Below are 16,176 nucleotides of genomic sequence, written 5' to 3' on the forward strand. Positions count from 1 at the left end.
GACCGGTCCCCCGTTCCGGTCGTGCCCCTGCGGCCCGTCGAACTTACGTGAACAACAGTGCCGTTGTGAACCGCACCGGTGCCCGTTGTACGGCGCGGAGGGCTCACCTGTGCACAGATGAGTCCGAATGGCGCGTTTTCTCTGCGGCCAGCCGGGGCGGTTCCAGCTCTCCTGTCGCCAGATGGGCCAGGACGACCTCGTAGAGGTCGCTGCCGGCGGCCAGCAGTTGCCGTTCCAGGACGGGCTCCGCGCTGCGGACGTGTTCGCGCACGGTCTGCGCGTGGACACCGAGTGTCTGGGCGGTCCGCTCGGAGTTCCCGCCCACGGCGATCCAGGTGCGCAGGGTGCGGCGCAGATCGCGGGCGTCCGGGTCGAGGCGGCCCAGCAGGTCCTGGGCCCAGGTGCGCAGGGCGGGGCCGGACAGCACGTCCGCGAGCGGAACGGGCCCGGACCGCTCCCTGGCGGGTGCCTGTTCCATGCCTGCCTGGGTGTTCAGTGCCAGGTGGACCAGGGCGCGGACGGTGAGGTCGGAGAAGTCCGTGCCGAGCAGGCCCTCCACCCGCTCCATGCGGGCGCGCACGGTGTTGCGGCTGACGCCCAGGACCTTGGCCGCGCTCACGGCGGTGAACTCCAGGCCGAGCCGGGTGGTGGCGAGGAGTTCGCCGTGGGTGTGGTGGGCCAGTACGTCGAGCGGGCGCAGCAGGTCCGCGGTCCAGCCGTGCAGGAGCGCCGGGTCCATGAGGCGTTCCGGGTGGGTGCGTTCGGCGTAGACGGCGGCGTTGTCGGGGCGGAAGTGCGCGACGGCGAGGGCGCTGACGGCCTGTCCGTAGGCGGTGGCGGTCCGGGCCAGGGTCTGCCGGGAGCTGCCGCCGATGAAGGTGTCGGGGCGGCCTTCGACCACCGAGCGCAGCTCCCGGGCGGCGGTCTCGTCGGGGGCCACGACGATCACATGCCGGTCCACGGCCGGGCAGCGTACGACCAGGGCCTGCTCCTCGGTGGCGGCCACGCACTCCTCGGCCAGCCGGTCGCGTTCCTCGACGGTGCCTTCCACGACGTAGACGCACGCGGAGTCCGTGTCGAGCAGCCCGGGCCACAGGCCCGCGGCGACGCGGCGCGCGGAGACGATGTCCTCCACCATCAGCAGCTGCAGGATCGCCAGCCGCAGGTCGGCGGTGGCCCGTGCCAGCCGGTGTCCGGCGGCGGTCGTCTCGCGTGCTCTGAGCAGGAGTTCGACGACCTGGGCGGTGTGCGTCAGCGTGTCGGCGGCCCGCCGGTCGAAGGGCGCGGGCCGGGACACGGCCAGTACGCCCGCCGTCGCGGAGTGCGGCTGCTCCACTGCGACCAGACGCTGGTGGCGTCCCTCGCCCTCCCAGGCGGCGGAGGCGATCCGGCCGGCGACGATCTCGGCGACCAGGTCCTCGTCGAGCGGGACAGGGGTTCCGGCGAGCAGGACGCCGTCGGCGTCCTGAAGGGCGGCCGTCCCGTCCACGCTGTCGGCGAGCCAGGCGACGACCCGGCGGACGTCCCGTCCGGTGGGCCGCAGATGGTCGAGCAGTTCCTCCGCCCACGACGCGCCGGTGCCCTTCACCCGACCGCCCTCCCCGCCAGCCACGACACCCGTCCCCTCGTCCCTCGCATCGACCTCGGCACAGTCGTCCGGGACGTTACCTCACCTATGGCCAGGGGTCTTCCCGCTGTGGACAAGGAGGGCCGAGCGGCCCCGGGGCCCGGGCCTGCGTCGCCGCCGCCCCCGGACGGCATAAGCTCGGCGGATGGCGAAGTACTTCGACGTGCACCCCGACAACCCCCAGCCGCGCACCATCTCCCAGGTCGCCGACAGCATCCGCAGCGGGGCGCTCATCGCGTATCCGACGGACTCCTGCTACGCGCTCGGCTGCAAACTGGGCAGCCGTGACGGCATCGACCGGATCCGGACGATCCGCAAGCTGGACGACCGGCACCACTTCACCCTCGTCTGCCAGGACTTCGCGCAGCTCGGCCAGTTCGTACGGGTCGACAACGACGTGTTCCGCGCGATCAAGGCCTCGACGCCGGGCAGTTACACCTTCATCCTCCCGGCGACGAGGGAGGTGCCGCGCATGCTCCAGCACCCCAAGAAGAAGACGGTCGGTGTGCGCATCCCCGACCACGTCGTCACGCACGCCCTGCTCACCGAGCTGGGGGAGCCGCTGCTGTCCAGCACGCTGCTGCTGCCCGACGAGGAGGAGCCGATGACCCAGGGCTGGGAGATCAAGGACCGGCTCGACCATGTGCTGGACGCGGTCGTCGACTCCGGCGAGTGCGGGACCGAGCCGACGACAGTCATCGACTTCTCGAACGGCGAGGCGGAGATCATCCGGCACGGGGCGGGCGACACGACCCGGTTCGAATAGGGCCGAGGGGGTGCCGCGAGGCAGTTGGATGGCGGGTGAAACCATATCGGCGGCCCCACCTTCCCGGGCCGGCGACCTGCTCGCCGTCCACTGCGCAGAGAGGCAGCCCCCATGACCTCCGTCCAGGGAACATCCGTCGACATCCGCACCGAGGACGGCGTCGCCGACGCCTACCTCGTCCATCCCGGTGACGGGCTCCCTCACCCGGGCGTCCTGCTCTACCAGGACGCCTTCGGCCTGCGCCCGCACCTGACGTCGATGGCCGACCGGCTCGCCGGGGCCGGTTACACGGTGCTCGTCCCCAATGTCTTCTACCGTCACGGACGCTCCCCGGTCTTCGAGCTGCCCGAGTTTATCGACACCGACAGCCGGCCCGACCTGTGGGACAGCATCGGCCCGGTCATGCAGTCCCTGACGCCCGAGCTCGCGATGCGCGACGCCGGTGCCTACCTGGGATGGCTGGCCGAGAGTCCGTTCGTGGCCGACGGCCCGGTCGCGCTGACCGGGTACTGCATGGGCGCCCGGCTCTCCCTGCTCACCGCGGGCACGTATCCGGACCGGGTCGCGGCCGCGGCCGGTTTCCACGGCGGGCGGCTGGCGACCGACGCCCCGGACAGCCCGCACCTGGTGGCCGAACACATCACCGCGGAGCTGTACTTCGGCCACGCCGACGAGGACCCCTCGCTGCCGCCGGAGCAGATCCAGCTCCTGGAGGACACGCTCACCAAGGCGGGCGTACGGCACCGCTGCGAGGTCTACCCGGGCGCGCACCACGGCTTCACGCAGGCCGACACCGCCGCGTACCACCGCGAGGGCGACGAGCGGCACTGGGCGGCGCTGCTGGACCTGTTGAAGCGCACCTTCTGAAGCACGCGTTCCGGACCGGAGGGCGGCACGGCAGGCAAACCCTGAGTGCCGTCCTTCCGTGTTCCCTTCCCTCCTCCCTTCCGTGTTCTTCACGGACACCCGAGTTCTGTCGTTGTCATTGACATGCCCGCGACGCGGCGCAACCCTGAGAGCGCTCTCAGAACTGGTACGGACCAATCCCCCCATCCATATCCCCCCACATGGAGGTGGAGAGTGCTCGGACGCCTCAGGCACCAACTCCTCGCCACGGCCGCGACCGCCACCCTGCTCGGCGGGCTGCTCGCGCTCGGAGCGTCGCAGCCCGCGAGCAGCGCGGTGCCGGCCACGATCCCCCTGAAGCTGACCAACAACTCCGGCCGGAGCGACGCCGTCTACGTCTACAACCTCGGCACCAACCTCGCGACGGGGCAGCAGGGCTGGGCCGACGCGAACGGCACGTTCCACGCCTGGCCCGCGGGCGGCAACCCGCCCACGCCCGCGCCGGACGCCTCCATCCCCGGCCCGGCCGCCGGGCAGTCCAAGACGATCCGGATGCCCAAGTTCTCGGGCCGCGTCTACTTCTCCTACGGCCAGAAGCTCGACTTCCGGCTGACCACCGGCGGCCTGGTGCAGCCGGCCGTGCAGAATCCGAGCGATCCGAACCGCAACATCCTCTTCAACTGGTCGGAGTACACGCTCAACGACTCGGGTCTGTGGCTCAACAGCACCCAGGTCGACATGTTCTCCGCTCCCTACGCGGTGGGCGTCCAGCGCGCCGACGGCACCACGATCAACACGGGGCACCTCAAGTCCGGTGGCTACAACGAGGTGTTCAGCCGCCTGCGCGCCCAGTCGGGCGGCTGGGCGGGCCTGATCCAGACCCGCCCCGACGGCACGGTGCTGCGCGCGCTCTCCCCCGCCTACGGCCTGGAGACCGGAGCGCTGCCCGCCTCCGTCCTGGACGACTACATCAACCGCGTCTGGCAGAAGTACGCCACCACGACGCTCACGGTGACCCCCTTCACCGACCAGCCGAACACCAAGTACTTCGGCCGGGTCTCCGGTGGCGTCATGAACTTCACCAACTCCTCCGGTGCGACCGTCACCAGCTTCCAGAAGCCGGACGCGTCCAGCGTCTTCGGCTGCCACAAGCTCCTGGACGCCCCGAACGACCAGGTCCGCGGACCGATCTCCCGCACGCTCTGCGCGGGGTTCAACCGCTCCACGCTCCTGACCAACCCCAACCAGCCGGACACCTCCTCGGCAGCCTTCTACCAGGACGCGGTCACCAACCACTACGCGCGCGTCATCCACGACCGGATGGCCGACGGCAAGGCCTACGCGTTCGCCTTCGACGACGTGGGCAACCACGAGTCCCTCGTGCACGACGGGAACCCGCAACAGGCGTACCTCACGCTCGACCCGTTGAGCTGACTCCTGAAGAGCCTGAAGCAGGCGCAGTCGACCCCCATCAGCCCGGTGGTGACCTCGGTCCCCACCGGGCCTGCGTCTAGGGTGCGAGGCATGGGCTCGCAGACGTATCTCTCCGAAGTGTTCTCCCTGGAAGGCCGGGTCGCCGTGGTGACCGGGGGCAGTTCCGGTATCGGCCGGGCGATCGCCGGGGCGCTCGCTCGCGCCGGGGCGGGTGTCGTGGTCGTGGCGCGCAAGGAGGCGGAACTGGCCGCCACGGTCGACGAGTTGACCGCGGAGGGGTGCCGGGCGGGATGGGTGAGCGGCGATCTCGGCACCCGCGGCGGGGTGCGGGAGGCGGCGGAGCGGGCGGCGGAGGTGTACGGGGAGCCCGACATCCTCGTCAACAGCGCCGGGATCAATCTGCGGCCGCCGATGGGTGAGCTGGGTGAGGACGTGTGGGACACCACGATGGCGCTGAACCTGGAGGCGCCGTTCCTGCTGGGTCAGCGGTTCGGGCCCGGCATGGCCGAGCGGGGTTTCGGGCGGATCATCCACGTCACCTCGCAGCAGGCGCACCGGGCGTTCGTGCAGAGCGGCGCCTACGGGGTCTCCAAGGGGGCGCTGGAGTCGCTGGCCCGTTCACAGGCCGAGGCGTGGTCGCCGTACGGCGTCACCTGCAACACGCTCGTGCCGGGTTTCGTGATGACGCCGCTCAACGCGCGGCTGGCGTCCGACCCCGAGAAGGCGGCGGAGCTGGCCGCGCGCACGATGGTCGGGCGCAACGGTCTGGCCGAGGACTTCGCGGGGGCGGCGGTGTTCCTGGCGAGCGGTGCCTCCGCGTACGTCACGGGGCAGGCGCTCTTCGTCGACGGCGGGCTGTCGGTGCACTGAGCCGCGTACGGCGGCCCACGCGGCGGTGGCCGCACGTGAACGCGGCCCCGCGACCCGTACGGGGCGCGGGGCCGCACCGGACCTCGCCGGTACTGCTCAGATACCGAAGGGTGCCGCGTAGCGGACCGTGCCGCTGGGCAGCGGGTGTGCCACGTCGAGGGCGAGGGCCATCATGGCCTCGTCCGGGACGTCGAGGGTGATGCGGATGCCGTGCGCCGAGGCCCGCGTGAAGCCGAAGCGTGGATAGTACGGCGGGTGTCCGAGGACGGTGACGAAGCGCTCGCCCCTCATCCCGGCCGCATCGAGCGCGGCCCGGATGGCCGCCGACCCGGCACCGGTGTTCTGGTACTCGGGCAGTACGGCGACGGGGCCCAGGCACAGGGCCGGGGTGTCGTCGATGTGGCAGCGGGTCATCAGCGCGTGGCCGACGACTGTGCCGTGCTGGTCGGTGACGACGAGGGACAGGCCGTCGATCCAGGCGCTGTCGGTGCGGAGGGCCTCGACGAGATCGGCCTCCAGCGGGGTGTCGAAGGCCGCCAGGTCGATCTCGCGGATGGCGGGGACGTCGGCGCCGGTCTCGGCGCGCGTGATCCAGTCGATGCGCATGCTCATGACGGGATGGGGATCCGTTTCATGGTGGTGTTCGTGTGGGTGACACCTCGCGAGCTCACGCTCCCGGCGAGGCAGCTCCGGTGGAGGTCAGACCGTCGCCCGGGACGTGAGGAAGGTCCGGGCGCTGCGCGCGGCAGTGGCCTTGAGCGCGGTCATCGACCTCGCCTCCCCGCATTCCTCGACTCGGGCACACACGAACGCGGGCGAGCCTACCGCTTGCGGTGCAGGGTCGCGGAGAGATGGTGCTGCAAGGGCCGGCCGACCGCCGCGAGGTCGTGGACGAAGGTGAGCGTGTCGTCGGTCAGGGTGTAGCGGCGGCGGGTGGCGGTGACGTCCTTGGCAGTGGGGGTGAGGGCCACGTCGTGGGTGGAGAGGTCGACGGCGCCGTCCGCCGCCTGCCCGACCGCGATCTCCGCGATGCCGGTCGGCTGGGTGATCAGCGCCTCCACCCTGCCGTCGGGCTGAAGTCGCCACCAGCCGCTCTCCCGGGCCGCCGGCCGCAGGGGCGCCCCGTCGCCGTCGAGCAGCCAGGCCCTGGCCTCGTAGCGGAGGAAGGGACGCCCGTCGTGACTGAAGGTGACCTCCTGCGCATACCTGAAGTCCCCGGCGAGCGTGGGATACCCGCCCTCGCCCCGCCCGTGCCACGTCCCCAGGAAGCCGAGCACGGGTGCGAGCAGCGCGTGCGGAACGGGCGCCGCATCGGGGCCGCTGCCGTCGGGGTAGGGGATGTCCATGTGCGCTCCTGAGGTTCGTGCCGGTGCCGGGTGAGAGCCTAGGCCGCCCGCCCAGCTGTCCCGGCCCCACGCGCCCACCCACGTCGGCCGATTCGTCCGTGGCCGGATCTCGTCCGTGAGTGACCAAAGTGAACCTGTGATAGTTCAGAGTTCATCGGTTACTGACGGTAAGTGCTTGCTTTACCCGGCTTTTACCCGTAGACCTGCTCCATCAGCAGCCGTGACTCTGGGGGGAGTTGGCTTATGGAAGGCACGGTTGACGGGTTTCGCTATGGCGTCGTGACGCCGGTGGCGGCCTATCTCATGGCCTGTCTGGGAGGGGCGCTCGGACTGCGCTGCATCGTCCGGTCCCTGCTCAACGACCAGTCGTGGAAACCCGGTTGGCTGGCGCTGGGCGCCGCGTCGATCGGTTGCGGTATCTGGACGATGCACTTCATCGCCATGATCGGCTTCCAGGTCGAGGAGACGAGGATCCGCTACGACGTGGGTCTGACCCTCCTCAGCCTCGCCGTGGCGGTCATCGTGGTCGGCATCGGTGTGTTCATCGTCGGTTACCGCGGCGCCGGCACCGCCAACCTGGCGCTGGCGGGCACGGTCACCGGACTCGGCGTGGCCGCGATGCACTACCTGGGCATGTACGCGATGCGGCTCAACGGCGCGGTCAACTACGACGTGTTGACGGTCGCCCTGTCCATCCTGATCGCCATCGTCGCCGCCAGCGCGGCACTGTGGGCCGCCGTCACCATCCGGGGGTTCATGACGAGCCTCGGGGCCAGTCTCATCATGGGCGTGGCCGTGTCCGGTATGCACTACACGGCGATGGCCGCGGTCAGCGTCCATGTGCACGGCACGACCGGCGGCACCTGGGACGGCGAATCGACCTCCTCGCTGCTCCTGCCGATGCTGCTGGGACCGGTCATCTTCCTCGTACTCGCCGGCGTGGTCGTGATGTTCGACCCCCTGCTCGTCATGGGCGACAGCAACGGGAACCGCCCCACCTCCCGCCGACGCCCCGCCGAGCCGCCCGCCGAGGAACCGGCCGCACCACAGCACAGGTCGGCCTTCGACCCGCCCGCGGCCCGCCCGCACGCCCGGCAGCACCCGTACGAGGCATCGCACCGCACCGGCGACTGGTGACCGGCACCACCCGCCAACAGCCCCTCACCCCCGCGGCGTTCACGTGCGACAGGACGGCCCTCCCCCTGCTCGGCCTCCGCCGGCCCATTGTTACGGTGCACCGGTGTCTGACTCATCACGCGATACCGCCGAGGGCGCCGGCTGGGGCGCCGCAGAACCCGGCGCGTACGAGCGGCTGATGCCGCCCAAGGTCGAGAAGCTCTCGTGGCTCGACCCGCGGACCCTGTGGGCGGCCCGCAACGGCGTGCTGGCCTCCTGGTTCGGGGACCCCACCGGCCGTACCCGCAGCCGTTGGGTGGCCCAGCGGGCGGCGGCCGGAGCGCCCGCGGACAAGGTGATCCGGCGGGACGACCCGGACCGGTTCTCCTTCATGGTGATCGGCGACACCGGAGAGGGCGACGCGCCCCAGTACGCCGTCGTTCCCGGCTTCCTGAAGGTCAGTCAGGACACCCGTTTCTCCGTCGTCGCCAGTGACGTGATCTACCCGGTGGGCAGCGCCGACGACTACGACACGAAGTTCTTCCGCCCGTACCGGGACTATCCGGCGCCCATATACGCGATACCGGGCAACCACGACTGGTACGAGGACCTCGGCGCGTTCATGCGCGTCTTCTGCGCCGACACCCCGGCCCTCACCCCCGAGCCCGGGCCACGCCCCCTCAGCCGGGCCTGGCTGCGCTCCCTGCTCTGGCACCGGCCGAACACGCACGACGGACAACGCCTGGACCAGGCACGGCGGTTGCGTTCCGCGAGCGGGCAACAGGCGGACCAGCCCGGCCCGTACTGGGCGATCGACGCCGGACCGGTGCGGATCATAGGCATCGACACCGGACTGCTGGGGACGATCGACGCCGAGCAGGGCGCGTGGCTCCGCGAGGTGTCCCAGGGCCCGCGCCCGAAGATCCTCATCACCGGCTCGCCCCTGTACGTGGACGGCGAGCACCACCCGTGCCCCATCGACGGGGGCGGCACGGTCGACGACATCGTCCGCGACCCTGAGCACCACTACGTCGCGGCGATAGGCGGCGACATCCACAACTACCAGCGCTACCCCGTCGACGTGGACGGCCGCACCATCCAGTACGTCGTCTCGGGAGGCGGCGGTGCCTTCATGCACGCCACCCACACCATCCCGCGCGTCTCCGTCGCGAACGTCACGGAGCAGGACTTCCGCTGCTATCCGCTGCGCGGCGACTCCCTCGCCTTCTACAGCACCCTGTACGGGCGCCGGATGCGGCTGCGCCGCTTCTTCACCCTCACCGAGGCCGACGCGGCGGCCGTGATCGCCGAGCGCCTGGGCATCCCCCTGACCCGCTCCCCGGGCCGGCCCGCCCGTGTCACCTTCCGCACCCGTCTGGTCGCCAGTCTGCTGGGCGCGGGCGGCCGCCCCGACCGCACCTCGCGGTTCCGGCTCCCGGTCCGCAAGATCTACACCCAGCTGTTCTCCCCCAGCTCCGCGACCTACAGCCCGCCGTTCTTCAAGTGCTTCCTGCGCCTGGACGTCACCCCGGAGACGATCCGACTGCGCTGCCACGCGGCCACGGGCAATCTCCGCCAGGAGCTGGACCCGCCGGTCGAGGACGAGGTCACCATCCCGCTGATCTGATCGCGGCGGCGGGGAACATCGCGGGCCCTGATCAAGTTGCCCCAGCTGTACGACGTCGATCGGTGCTCACCTGGAGGAGCCGGTGCCCCCCACCTCTCGCCCGTTGCGCAAGCTGGGCTTCTTGACCATCGGTCTCTTCGACGACGCGGATCCGCGCCGCGGCCACGAGTCCACGCTGGAGATCATCGAGCTGGGCGAGCGGCTCGGCTTCGACAGCGCCTGGCTGCGCCACCGGCACCTCCAGTACGGCATCTCCTCCCCGGTCGCCGTCATGGCGGCCGCCTCGCAGCGCACGAGCCGTATCGAACTCGGCACCGCGGTCATCCCGCTCGGCTGGGAGAACCCGCTGCGGCTGGCCGAGGACCTGGCGACGGTCGACCTCCTGTCCGGCGGCCGGATCAACCCGGGCGTGAGCGTGGGCCCGCCCATGCACTACGACCAGGTCAAGGGTGCGCTCTACCCGGACACCGCCGACGTCGAGGACTTCTCCTACGAGCGGGTGCGGCGGCTGCTGGACCTCGTACGCGGCAAGCCGGCGACCGACTTCAGCGGCGTCGAGGGCTTCGAGGTGTTCTCCAACCGGGTGCAGCCGCACTCCCCCGGCCTGGGCCGACGCCTCTGGTACGGCGGCGGCAGCCTGAGTTCGGCGCGCTGGGCCGGTGAGCACGGCATGAACTTCCTGACCAGCAGCGTCGTCAAGGCCGAAGCCCCGGAGGAGACAACGGACTTCGCCCAGATCCAGCTCTCCCACATCCGGGCGTTCCGTGACCACCACCCCGACGGCGAGGCCGCTCGCGTCTCCCAGGGCCTGGTCGTCATCCCCACCGACTCGGCCACACCCGAACAGCGGGCGCGGTACGAGGAGTACGCGGCGAAGCGCACCCCTCGCACGACGTCGCCGCAGGGCCCGGCCCGTCTGATGTTCGCGCCGGACATCGTCGGCACCTCGGCCGAGATCGCCGAACGGCTGCACGCGCACGTCGCGTTCCGCGAGGTCGACGAGGTCGCCTTCGCGCTGCCGTTCACCTTCGACCACGAGGACTACGTGCAGATCCTCACGGACATGGCCACGCGGCTCGGACCTGCGCTCGGCTGGCAACCGTCCGCCTGACACGGACCCGTCCAGAAGGCGGCGCCCGGCCGGTCCGACAGCGGCAGGGCGCCGCGCGGGCGGTGCGTGTCCGCCTCTTCCGAATCCCCTACTCCGCGGGCGTCGGCACCCACCACACCAACGCGGTGCCGCCGTCCGGCAAACGGCTCAACTCCAGCTCCCCGCCCAGCTGCTGGGCCCGTTCCGCCATGTTGCGCAACCCGCTGCGACGGCCCTCGGACGGGATGCCGACGCCGTCGTCGGAGACGGTGAGGCGCACATGGCGGGAGTCCTCCGTGAGCACGACGTCGGCGCGACCGGCCCGCGCGTGCCGGGCGATATTGGTGAGCGCCTCGGAGAGCACCGCCACCACATGGTCGGCGATCTCGCGCGACACCCGGGTGTCCAGCAACCCCTCCATGCGCACGCTGGGCGCGAAGCCCAGCACCGGCGCCGCCTCGCCCGCCATCCGCACCGCACGTGCCCGCAGACCGGCGCCGCCGACACCCCCGCGCGCCCGCAGGCCGAAGATCGTCGACCTGATGATCTTGATGGTCTCGTCGAGGTCGTCCACCGCGCGCACCACGCGCTCGGAGGCCTCGGGGTGATCGATGAAGCGGCCCACGCTCTGCAGGGTCATGCCCGTGGCGAACAGCCGCTGGATCGCCAGGTCATGCAGGTCACGGGCGATGCGGTCGCGGTCCTGGAGCACCGCGACCTCCTCGGCGTCCGCGCGCCGCTCCGCCAGCTCGATCGCGACCGCCGCCTGCGCGGCGAAGCCCTTCAGCGGCTCGATCTCCTTGCCGGAGAACACCGCCCGGCCCCGCTCACGGACCAGCAGGACCACACCCCGGACAGCCCCGGGGTCCGTTCCGATGGGGACCGCCACGGCCGGGCCGAGCCCGGCGAACCCGCCGGACCCCGTCGACATCCGTTCGTCGTGGGACACGTCGCCGCTGGTGACCGGGGTGCCGGCGGCGAAGGCCGCACCGATGAGGTTGTCCTTGCCGGGCACCACCAGACCCCGGTGTGTGTCCGCGTCCGTCCCGACCGCGAGTTCCAGCACGAGGGAGTCGGTGTCCGCCATCGGCACCGCGACCACGGCCAGTGCCGCGCCGGTGATCTCGCGGGCCCGGTCGGCGATCAGCCGCAGGACCTCGCCCTGCTCGCCACCGGACATCAGCGTGTGGGTGATCTCCGCGTTCGTCCGGAGCCAACGCTCCCGTAGCCGGGACTCCTCGTACAGGCGGGCGTTGTCGATGGCGACCCCGGCCGCCACGGCCAGCGTCGACGTCACCGAGACGTCCTCCTCGTCGAACTGCGCCCCGCCCCGTTTCTCGGTGAGGTAGAGATTGCCGAAGACCTGGTCGCGCACCCGGATGGGAACACCGAGGAAGGTGTTCATCGGCGGGTGGTTGGGCGGGAAGCCATAGGACGCCGCGTGTTCGGAGATCTTCGCCAGGCGCAGTGGCTCGGGATGGCGGATCAGCTCCCCGAGGATGCCGTGTCCCTCCGGGAAGGGGCCGATCCGGGCGATCTGCTCCTCGGCGACCCCGACCGTGTGGAAGGCCGACAGCCGCCTGCCGTCCGGGCCGATCACCCCCAGGGCGGCGTACTCCGCGTCGACCAGCACCGCGGCGGCCTCGACGATGCTGTGCAGCGCCTGCTCCAGGTCCAGCTCCCGGCCGACGGAGAGCACCGCTTCCAGCAGGCTGTGCACCCGGTCGCGGGTGCCGCGGGCCGCGTCGATCCGGGCCTGCAGCTCCTCCAGCAGCTCGTCCAGCCTCAGCTGCGGCAGCCGTACACGGGCCTCCCGGGACTCTTCGGAGCCTCCCACCTGCGTCTCCTCCGATCCCCTGGCCGCACGGACGCCGCCCGCTCCGGTACCGCTCACGGTATCGGCCCCCCTCATGCGTCACGGCACGGGAACGGGGGCGGTGCCATCGGCCCCTAAGCCGCCCGCCGTGGGCCGAGCGGCCTGGGAAGGGAACCGGTCGGCCCCGCCCGGGAGCGCGGAACCGGGACCTTCGTCCCCGATCACGGTGCCGATGGTCCCTCGCCTCCCCGCACCACCCCGAAGAGGCCGATATGCCGGATTTCCCCTTGCTATACAGGGGCTGCCGCCACGCGATCAGCGTCCGTCGGTTCCCGCTTTCCCCGCCCCGTCCCAGCCCTGGGAGGCTTCATGCTGTCCGCCGAGTCCACCGCCGCCGTGAAGGCCACACTGCCCGCCGTGGCCGGGGCGCTCGACGCGATCACCACCCGGTTCTACACCACGATGTTCCGCGACCGGCCCGAGTTGCTGGACGGGATGTTCAACCGCGGCAACCAGGCCGACGGCACCCAGCAACGGGCACTGGCCGGCTCGATCGCCGGCTTCGCCGCCGCCCTCGTCGACGACCCCGGCACCAGGCCGGACGCCCTGCTGGCGAGGATCGCCCACAAGCACACCGCGGTCGGGGTCACCGACGCGCACTACACGATCGTCCACAAGTACCTCTTCGGCGCGATAGCCGAGGTCCTCGGCGACGCGGTCACCCCGCAGGTGGCCGAGGCCTGGGACGAGGTCTACTGGCTGATGGCCGGTGCCCTGATCGCCCAGGAGGCCCGCCTCTACCAGGAGGCGGGGGTGACGCCGGGCGAGATCTGGCGGCCGTGGACCGTCGTCGAGCGCCACGAGGACACCACGGACGTGACCTCCTTCCTGCTGCGTCCCGCGGACGGCCGACCCGCCCCGGCGGCGAAGGCGGGACAGTACGTCAGCGTCCGGACCCGCATGCCGGACGGCGTGCACCAGGTGCGCCAGTACAGCCTGTCCGCGGACCCCGGCGGCGACCTGCGCCGCATCACGGTCAAACGGGTCGCGGGGACGGACACCGCCCCGGACGGCGAGGTGTCGCATCTGCTGCACCGCACGGTGCGCCCCGGGGACGAACTGACCCTCTCGGCGCCCTGCGGCGACGTCTCCCTCGACGAGGCCGACACACCACTGGTCCTCGTCTCCGCGGGCATCGGCTGCACCCCCATGGTCGGCATGCTCGCCCACCTCGCCGCAACCGGCTCCACCCGCCGGGTCCTCGTCCTGCACGCGGACACCGCCCCGGCCGCACACGCCCTGCGCGCCGAGACGCGTGATCTGGCGGACCGGCTGCCGTACGCGGCGACCGAGTTCTGGTACGAGCGGCCCGGCCCCGCCGAACCCGACGCGCACACCGGTCTGATGGACCTCACCGGTCTGGACGTACCGACCGACGCCACCGTGTACCTGTGCGGCCCCCTGCCCTTCATGCGCACGATCCGCACCCGGCTGCTGAGCCTCGGCATCCCCGCACACCACATCCACTACGAGGTGTTCGGCCCCGACCTGTGGCTGCCCGACACGGCCTGACCACCTAGCCCGTGCTGGTGGTCCACGCCTCCCTCACATCCTGTGCCGTCGGTCCTCGGCCGCGCCCATGCGTTCGGGCACGATGGCGACCGGGCAGGCGGAGTGGTGCAGTACTCCATGCGCCACCCGGCCCAGTTGGAGCCCGAAGTGGCGTTGATGGCGCCGGGCTCCGATGACCAGGAGGTCGGCGTCGCGCGAGGCGTTCACCAGTGCGGTCCGGGTGTGGCCCTCGACCGTGCGGCGGCGCAACTCGACATCGGCCGGGGCGTCCTGGAGCGCCGCTTCGAGTTCCTCGGCCGCCCGCTGTTCGTGCAGCCTGGCGGGCTCTCCGGCGAGCAGCGGATGGCCGGCGGATTCGTGCGCGGGGCACCGCCAGGCCCGTACGGCCTCCACCGGCACCCCACGCCGCCGAGCCTCCTCGTAGGCGAAGACCACCGCTGCCGAGCCCATCGGTTTCTCCGCGACCCCGACGACGACACGACCGTGCGTGCCGGTCCGGGCCTGGTTGTCATGGCTGCCCCGCACGACGATCATCGGGCAGTGCGCGTGACCCGCCACGGTCAAGCTCACCGAACCCGACAGAGCCTCGGCGATGCCGCTGCGGCCTCGGCTGCCCGTCACCAGCAGCGAGGCGCTCCTGCTCTCCCTCACCAGCACGTACTCGGGCTCCTCGGCCACCACCTCGGTGGAGATCTTCACGTCGGGCCCGCGGCTGTGGGCACGACGGGCCGCGGTCTCGACGATGCCCTCGGCCCGCGACCACTCATACGGCTCGCCCTGGTCCTCGGCGAGCCGGGCGCCCTCGTACCGCTCCCACAGCGAGGCGTACACGAGGCGCAGCGGCGCCCCGCGCCGGACGGCCTCGTCGACGGCCCAGTCCACGGCGCGCAGGCCCGGCTCGGAGCCGTCCACGCCGACGACGACCGGCAGGTCCATCGCCCTCACCTTCCCGTTCCGAGGTCGCATCGGATCACTCGGGTGCGTCCGGCCGCTGGCATGGCTGCTCCTCCTCAGGAGTGGGGGACGACGGCGACGGGGGCGGCGGAGTGGTGCAGGACGGTGTGCGTGACAGGGCCGATGTGGGCGCCGAACGGGCTGCGGCGGACCCGGCGGCCGACGACGACCAGGGAGGCATCGCGGGAGGCGTCGACGAGATGGTTGCCGGGGGTGCCGTAGCGGGACTCCTCCGTGATCTCGACGTCCGGGTGCTTCTTGCGCCACGGCGACAGGACCTCGGCCAGCGCGGTGGTCTCGCGCCGGGCCAGTTCCGCGTGGAGTTCGAGGTCCGAGGCGAGCCCGTAGGCGTAGTACGGGGGCGGGTTCCAGCCGTGGACGACCCGCAGGGACGTGGCACGGCGGGCCGCTGCGGCGAACGCGAACCCGATCAGCTCCTCGTCCGGGCTCCCGATGTCGAGGCCGAGGACGACGGGCCGGAAAGCGGTGGCCGCGGACGGGATGCCGACGGGATCCATCTCGTGCTCGTCGGCGGCCTGCTCACCGGCCCGGACCAGGACGACCGGCCGCTCGGAGTGCGCCACGACCGACAGCCCGACCGAGCCGACCATGAACCCGCCGATCCCGCTCAGCCCGCGCGAGCCCAGCACCAGCAGCTCGGCGTCCTTCGCCGCGCTCGCCAGGACGTCCGCGGGGTGACCGGACAGTTGCTCGGTGGTCACCTCGAGGCCGGGGTGGCGCAACCGGAGGCCCGCGGCCGCCTCCCGCGGGATCCGCTCGGTCCAGTGGGCCTGCGTCTCCGCGCCCCGCAGCGGTGCCTGTGCCAGGGGCTCCGGTACGGGCTCCCAGACATGGACCAGCTTCAGCGGCAGGCCGAGCGAACGTGCCTCGCGGGCCGCCCATTCGGCCGCGGCACGGCTCTCGGCCGAGCCGTCCAGACCGACGGTGATCGTGCGGGTCATGAGGTCCACCTTCCGAATCCGCTGCATAGGGTCCTGATGCCAGCATCGTCCCCGGCCGAGGTTCCCGGCAGGGGCCGACCGGTCCAGACCGGTGCCGGTTCGGGAGGCGCGCGGGAGTCCGGCCTGTCCACAGGGCCCGTCGGGGTGCAT

General features: G+C 71.7%; 14 protein-coding genes. 8 read left to right on the forward strand and 6 right to left on the reverse strand.

Annotated elements, in window-relative coordinates:
* Nucleotides 1–103: 103 nt before the first annotated feature.
* Nucleotides 104–1,612 carry a helix-turn-helix domain-containing protein gene (locus tag OG381_RS06045; RefSeq protein WP_443061877.1) on the reverse strand — a complete coding sequence of 503 codons (1,509 nt, stop codon included), beginning with the start codon at nucleotides 1,610–1,612 and terminating at the stop codon, nucleotides 104–106.
* Between the two features lie 160 nt (nucleotides 1,613–1,772).
* Between OG381_RS06045 and OG381_RS06050 the strand changes: the two genes are divergently transcribed.
* The 4 genes from OG381_RS06050 to OG381_RS06065 all read left to right on the forward strand — a co-directional run bounded on the left by OG381_RS06050 (nucleotide 1,773) and on the right by OG381_RS06065 (nucleotide 5,543).
* Nucleotides 1,773–2,393: an L-threonylcarbamoyladenylate synthase gene (locus OG381_RS06050; protein WP_327715064.1), complete on the forward strand. Its 621-nt coding sequence runs from the start codon at nucleotides 1,773–1,775 to the stop codon at nucleotides 2,391–2,393.
* A 111-nt stretch (nucleotides 2,394–2,504) separates the two neighbouring features.
* The gene (locus OG381_RS06055) at nucleotides 2,505–3,260 is read left to right on the forward strand and encodes a dienelactone hydrolase family protein (RefSeq protein ID WP_327715065.1); all 756 of its coding nucleotides are present in this window, start codon (nucleotides 2,505–2,507) and stop codon (nucleotides 3,258–3,260) included.
* A gap of 213 nt (nucleotides 3,261–3,473) precedes the next feature.
* Nucleotides 3,474–4,673: a glycoside hydrolase family 64 protein gene (locus OG381_RS06060; protein WP_327715066.1), complete on the forward strand. Its 1,200-nt coding sequence runs from the start codon at nucleotides 3,474–3,476 to the stop codon at nucleotides 4,671–4,673.
* A gap of 90 nt (nucleotides 4,674–4,763) precedes the next feature.
* Nucleotides 4,764–5,543, forward strand: coding sequence for an SDR family NAD(P)-dependent oxidoreductase (locus OG381_RS06065; RefSeq protein WP_327715067.1), 780 nt, complete (start codon nucleotides 4,764–4,766; stop codon nucleotides 5,541–5,543).
* A 96-nt stretch (nucleotides 5,544–5,639) separates the two neighbouring features.
* Here OG381_RS06065 and OG381_RS06070 read toward each other — a convergent pair whose 3' ends face one another.
* Nucleotides 5,640–6,149 (reverse strand): GNAT family N-acetyltransferase, encoded by a 510-nt coding sequence (locus OG381_RS06070; RefSeq protein ID WP_327722396.1) that lies wholly within the window; start codon nucleotides 6,147–6,149, stop codon nucleotides 5,640–5,642.
* A gap of 215 nt (nucleotides 6,150–6,364) precedes the next feature.
* Complete coding sequence (locus OG381_RS06075) at nucleotides 6,365–6,889, reverse strand: FABP family protein (RefSeq protein ID WP_327715068.1); 525 nt, start codon at nucleotides 6,887–6,889, stop codon at nucleotides 6,365–6,367.
* A 243-nt stretch (nucleotides 6,890–7,132) separates the two neighbouring features.
* Here OG381_RS06075 and OG381_RS06080 point away from each other — a divergent pair, with 243 nt between their 5' ends.
* From OG381_RS06080 to OG381_RS06090, 3 genes are all read left to right on the forward strand, one after another.
* Nucleotides 7,133–8,026 carry an MHYT domain-containing protein gene (locus OG381_RS06080; protein WP_327715069.1) on the forward strand — a complete coding sequence of 298 codons (894 nt, stop codon included), beginning with the start codon at nucleotides 7,133–7,135 and terminating at the stop codon, nucleotides 8,024–8,026.
* 103 nt (nucleotides 8,027–8,129) lie between these two features.
* Nucleotides 8,130–9,632 carry a metallophosphoesterase family protein gene (locus OG381_RS06085; RefSeq protein WP_327715070.1) on the forward strand — a complete coding sequence of 501 codons (1,503 nt, stop codon included), beginning with the start codon at nucleotides 8,130–8,132 and terminating at the stop codon, nucleotides 9,630–9,632.
* 82 nt (nucleotides 9,633–9,714) lie between these two features.
* Nucleotides 9,715–10,743 carry an LLM class flavin-dependent oxidoreductase gene (locus OG381_RS06090; protein ID WP_327715071.1) on the forward strand — a complete coding sequence of 343 codons (1,029 nt, stop codon included), beginning with the start codon at nucleotides 9,715–9,717 and terminating at the stop codon, nucleotides 10,741–10,743.
* Between the two features lie 88 nt (nucleotides 10,744–10,831).
* Here OG381_RS06090 and OG381_RS06095 read toward each other — a convergent pair whose 3' ends face one another.
* Entirely contained in the window at nucleotides 10,832–12,559 is a 1,728-nt protein-coding gene (locus tag OG381_RS06095; protein ID WP_327715072.1) for a sensor histidine kinase, read from the reverse strand.
* A 348-nt stretch (nucleotides 12,560–12,907) separates the two neighbouring features.
* On the opposite strand from OG381_RS06095, the gene OG381_RS06100 reads away from it, so the two are divergent.
* Entirely contained in the window at nucleotides 12,908–14,110 is a 1,203-nt protein-coding gene (locus OG381_RS06100; protein ID WP_327715073.1) for a globin domain-containing protein, read from the forward strand.
* Between the two features lie 33 nt (nucleotides 14,111–14,143).
* Here OG381_RS06100 and OG381_RS06105 read toward each other — a convergent pair whose 3' ends face one another.
* Together OG381_RS06105 and OG381_RS06110 are read right to left on the reverse strand one after the other, a co-directional pair.
* Nucleotides 14,144–15,046 (reverse strand): universal stress protein, encoded by a 903-nt coding sequence (locus OG381_RS06105; RefSeq protein WP_327715074.1) that lies wholly within the window; start codon nucleotides 15,044–15,046, stop codon nucleotides 14,144–14,146.
* 74 nt (nucleotides 15,047–15,120) lie between these two features.
* Nucleotides 15,121–16,026, reverse strand: a complete 906-nt coding sequence (locus OG381_RS06110) for a universal stress protein (RefSeq protein WP_327715075.1) — start codon at nucleotides 16,024–16,026, stop codon at nucleotides 15,121–15,123.
* Nucleotides 16,027–16,176: the final 150 nt, after the last annotated feature.

The sequence above is a fragment of the Streptomyces sp. NBC_00490 genome (genome assembly GCF_036013645.1).
In the GTDB taxonomy this organism is placed as follows: domain Bacteria; phylum Actinomycetota; class Actinomycetes; order Streptomycetales; family Streptomycetaceae; genus Streptomyces; species Streptomyces canus_F.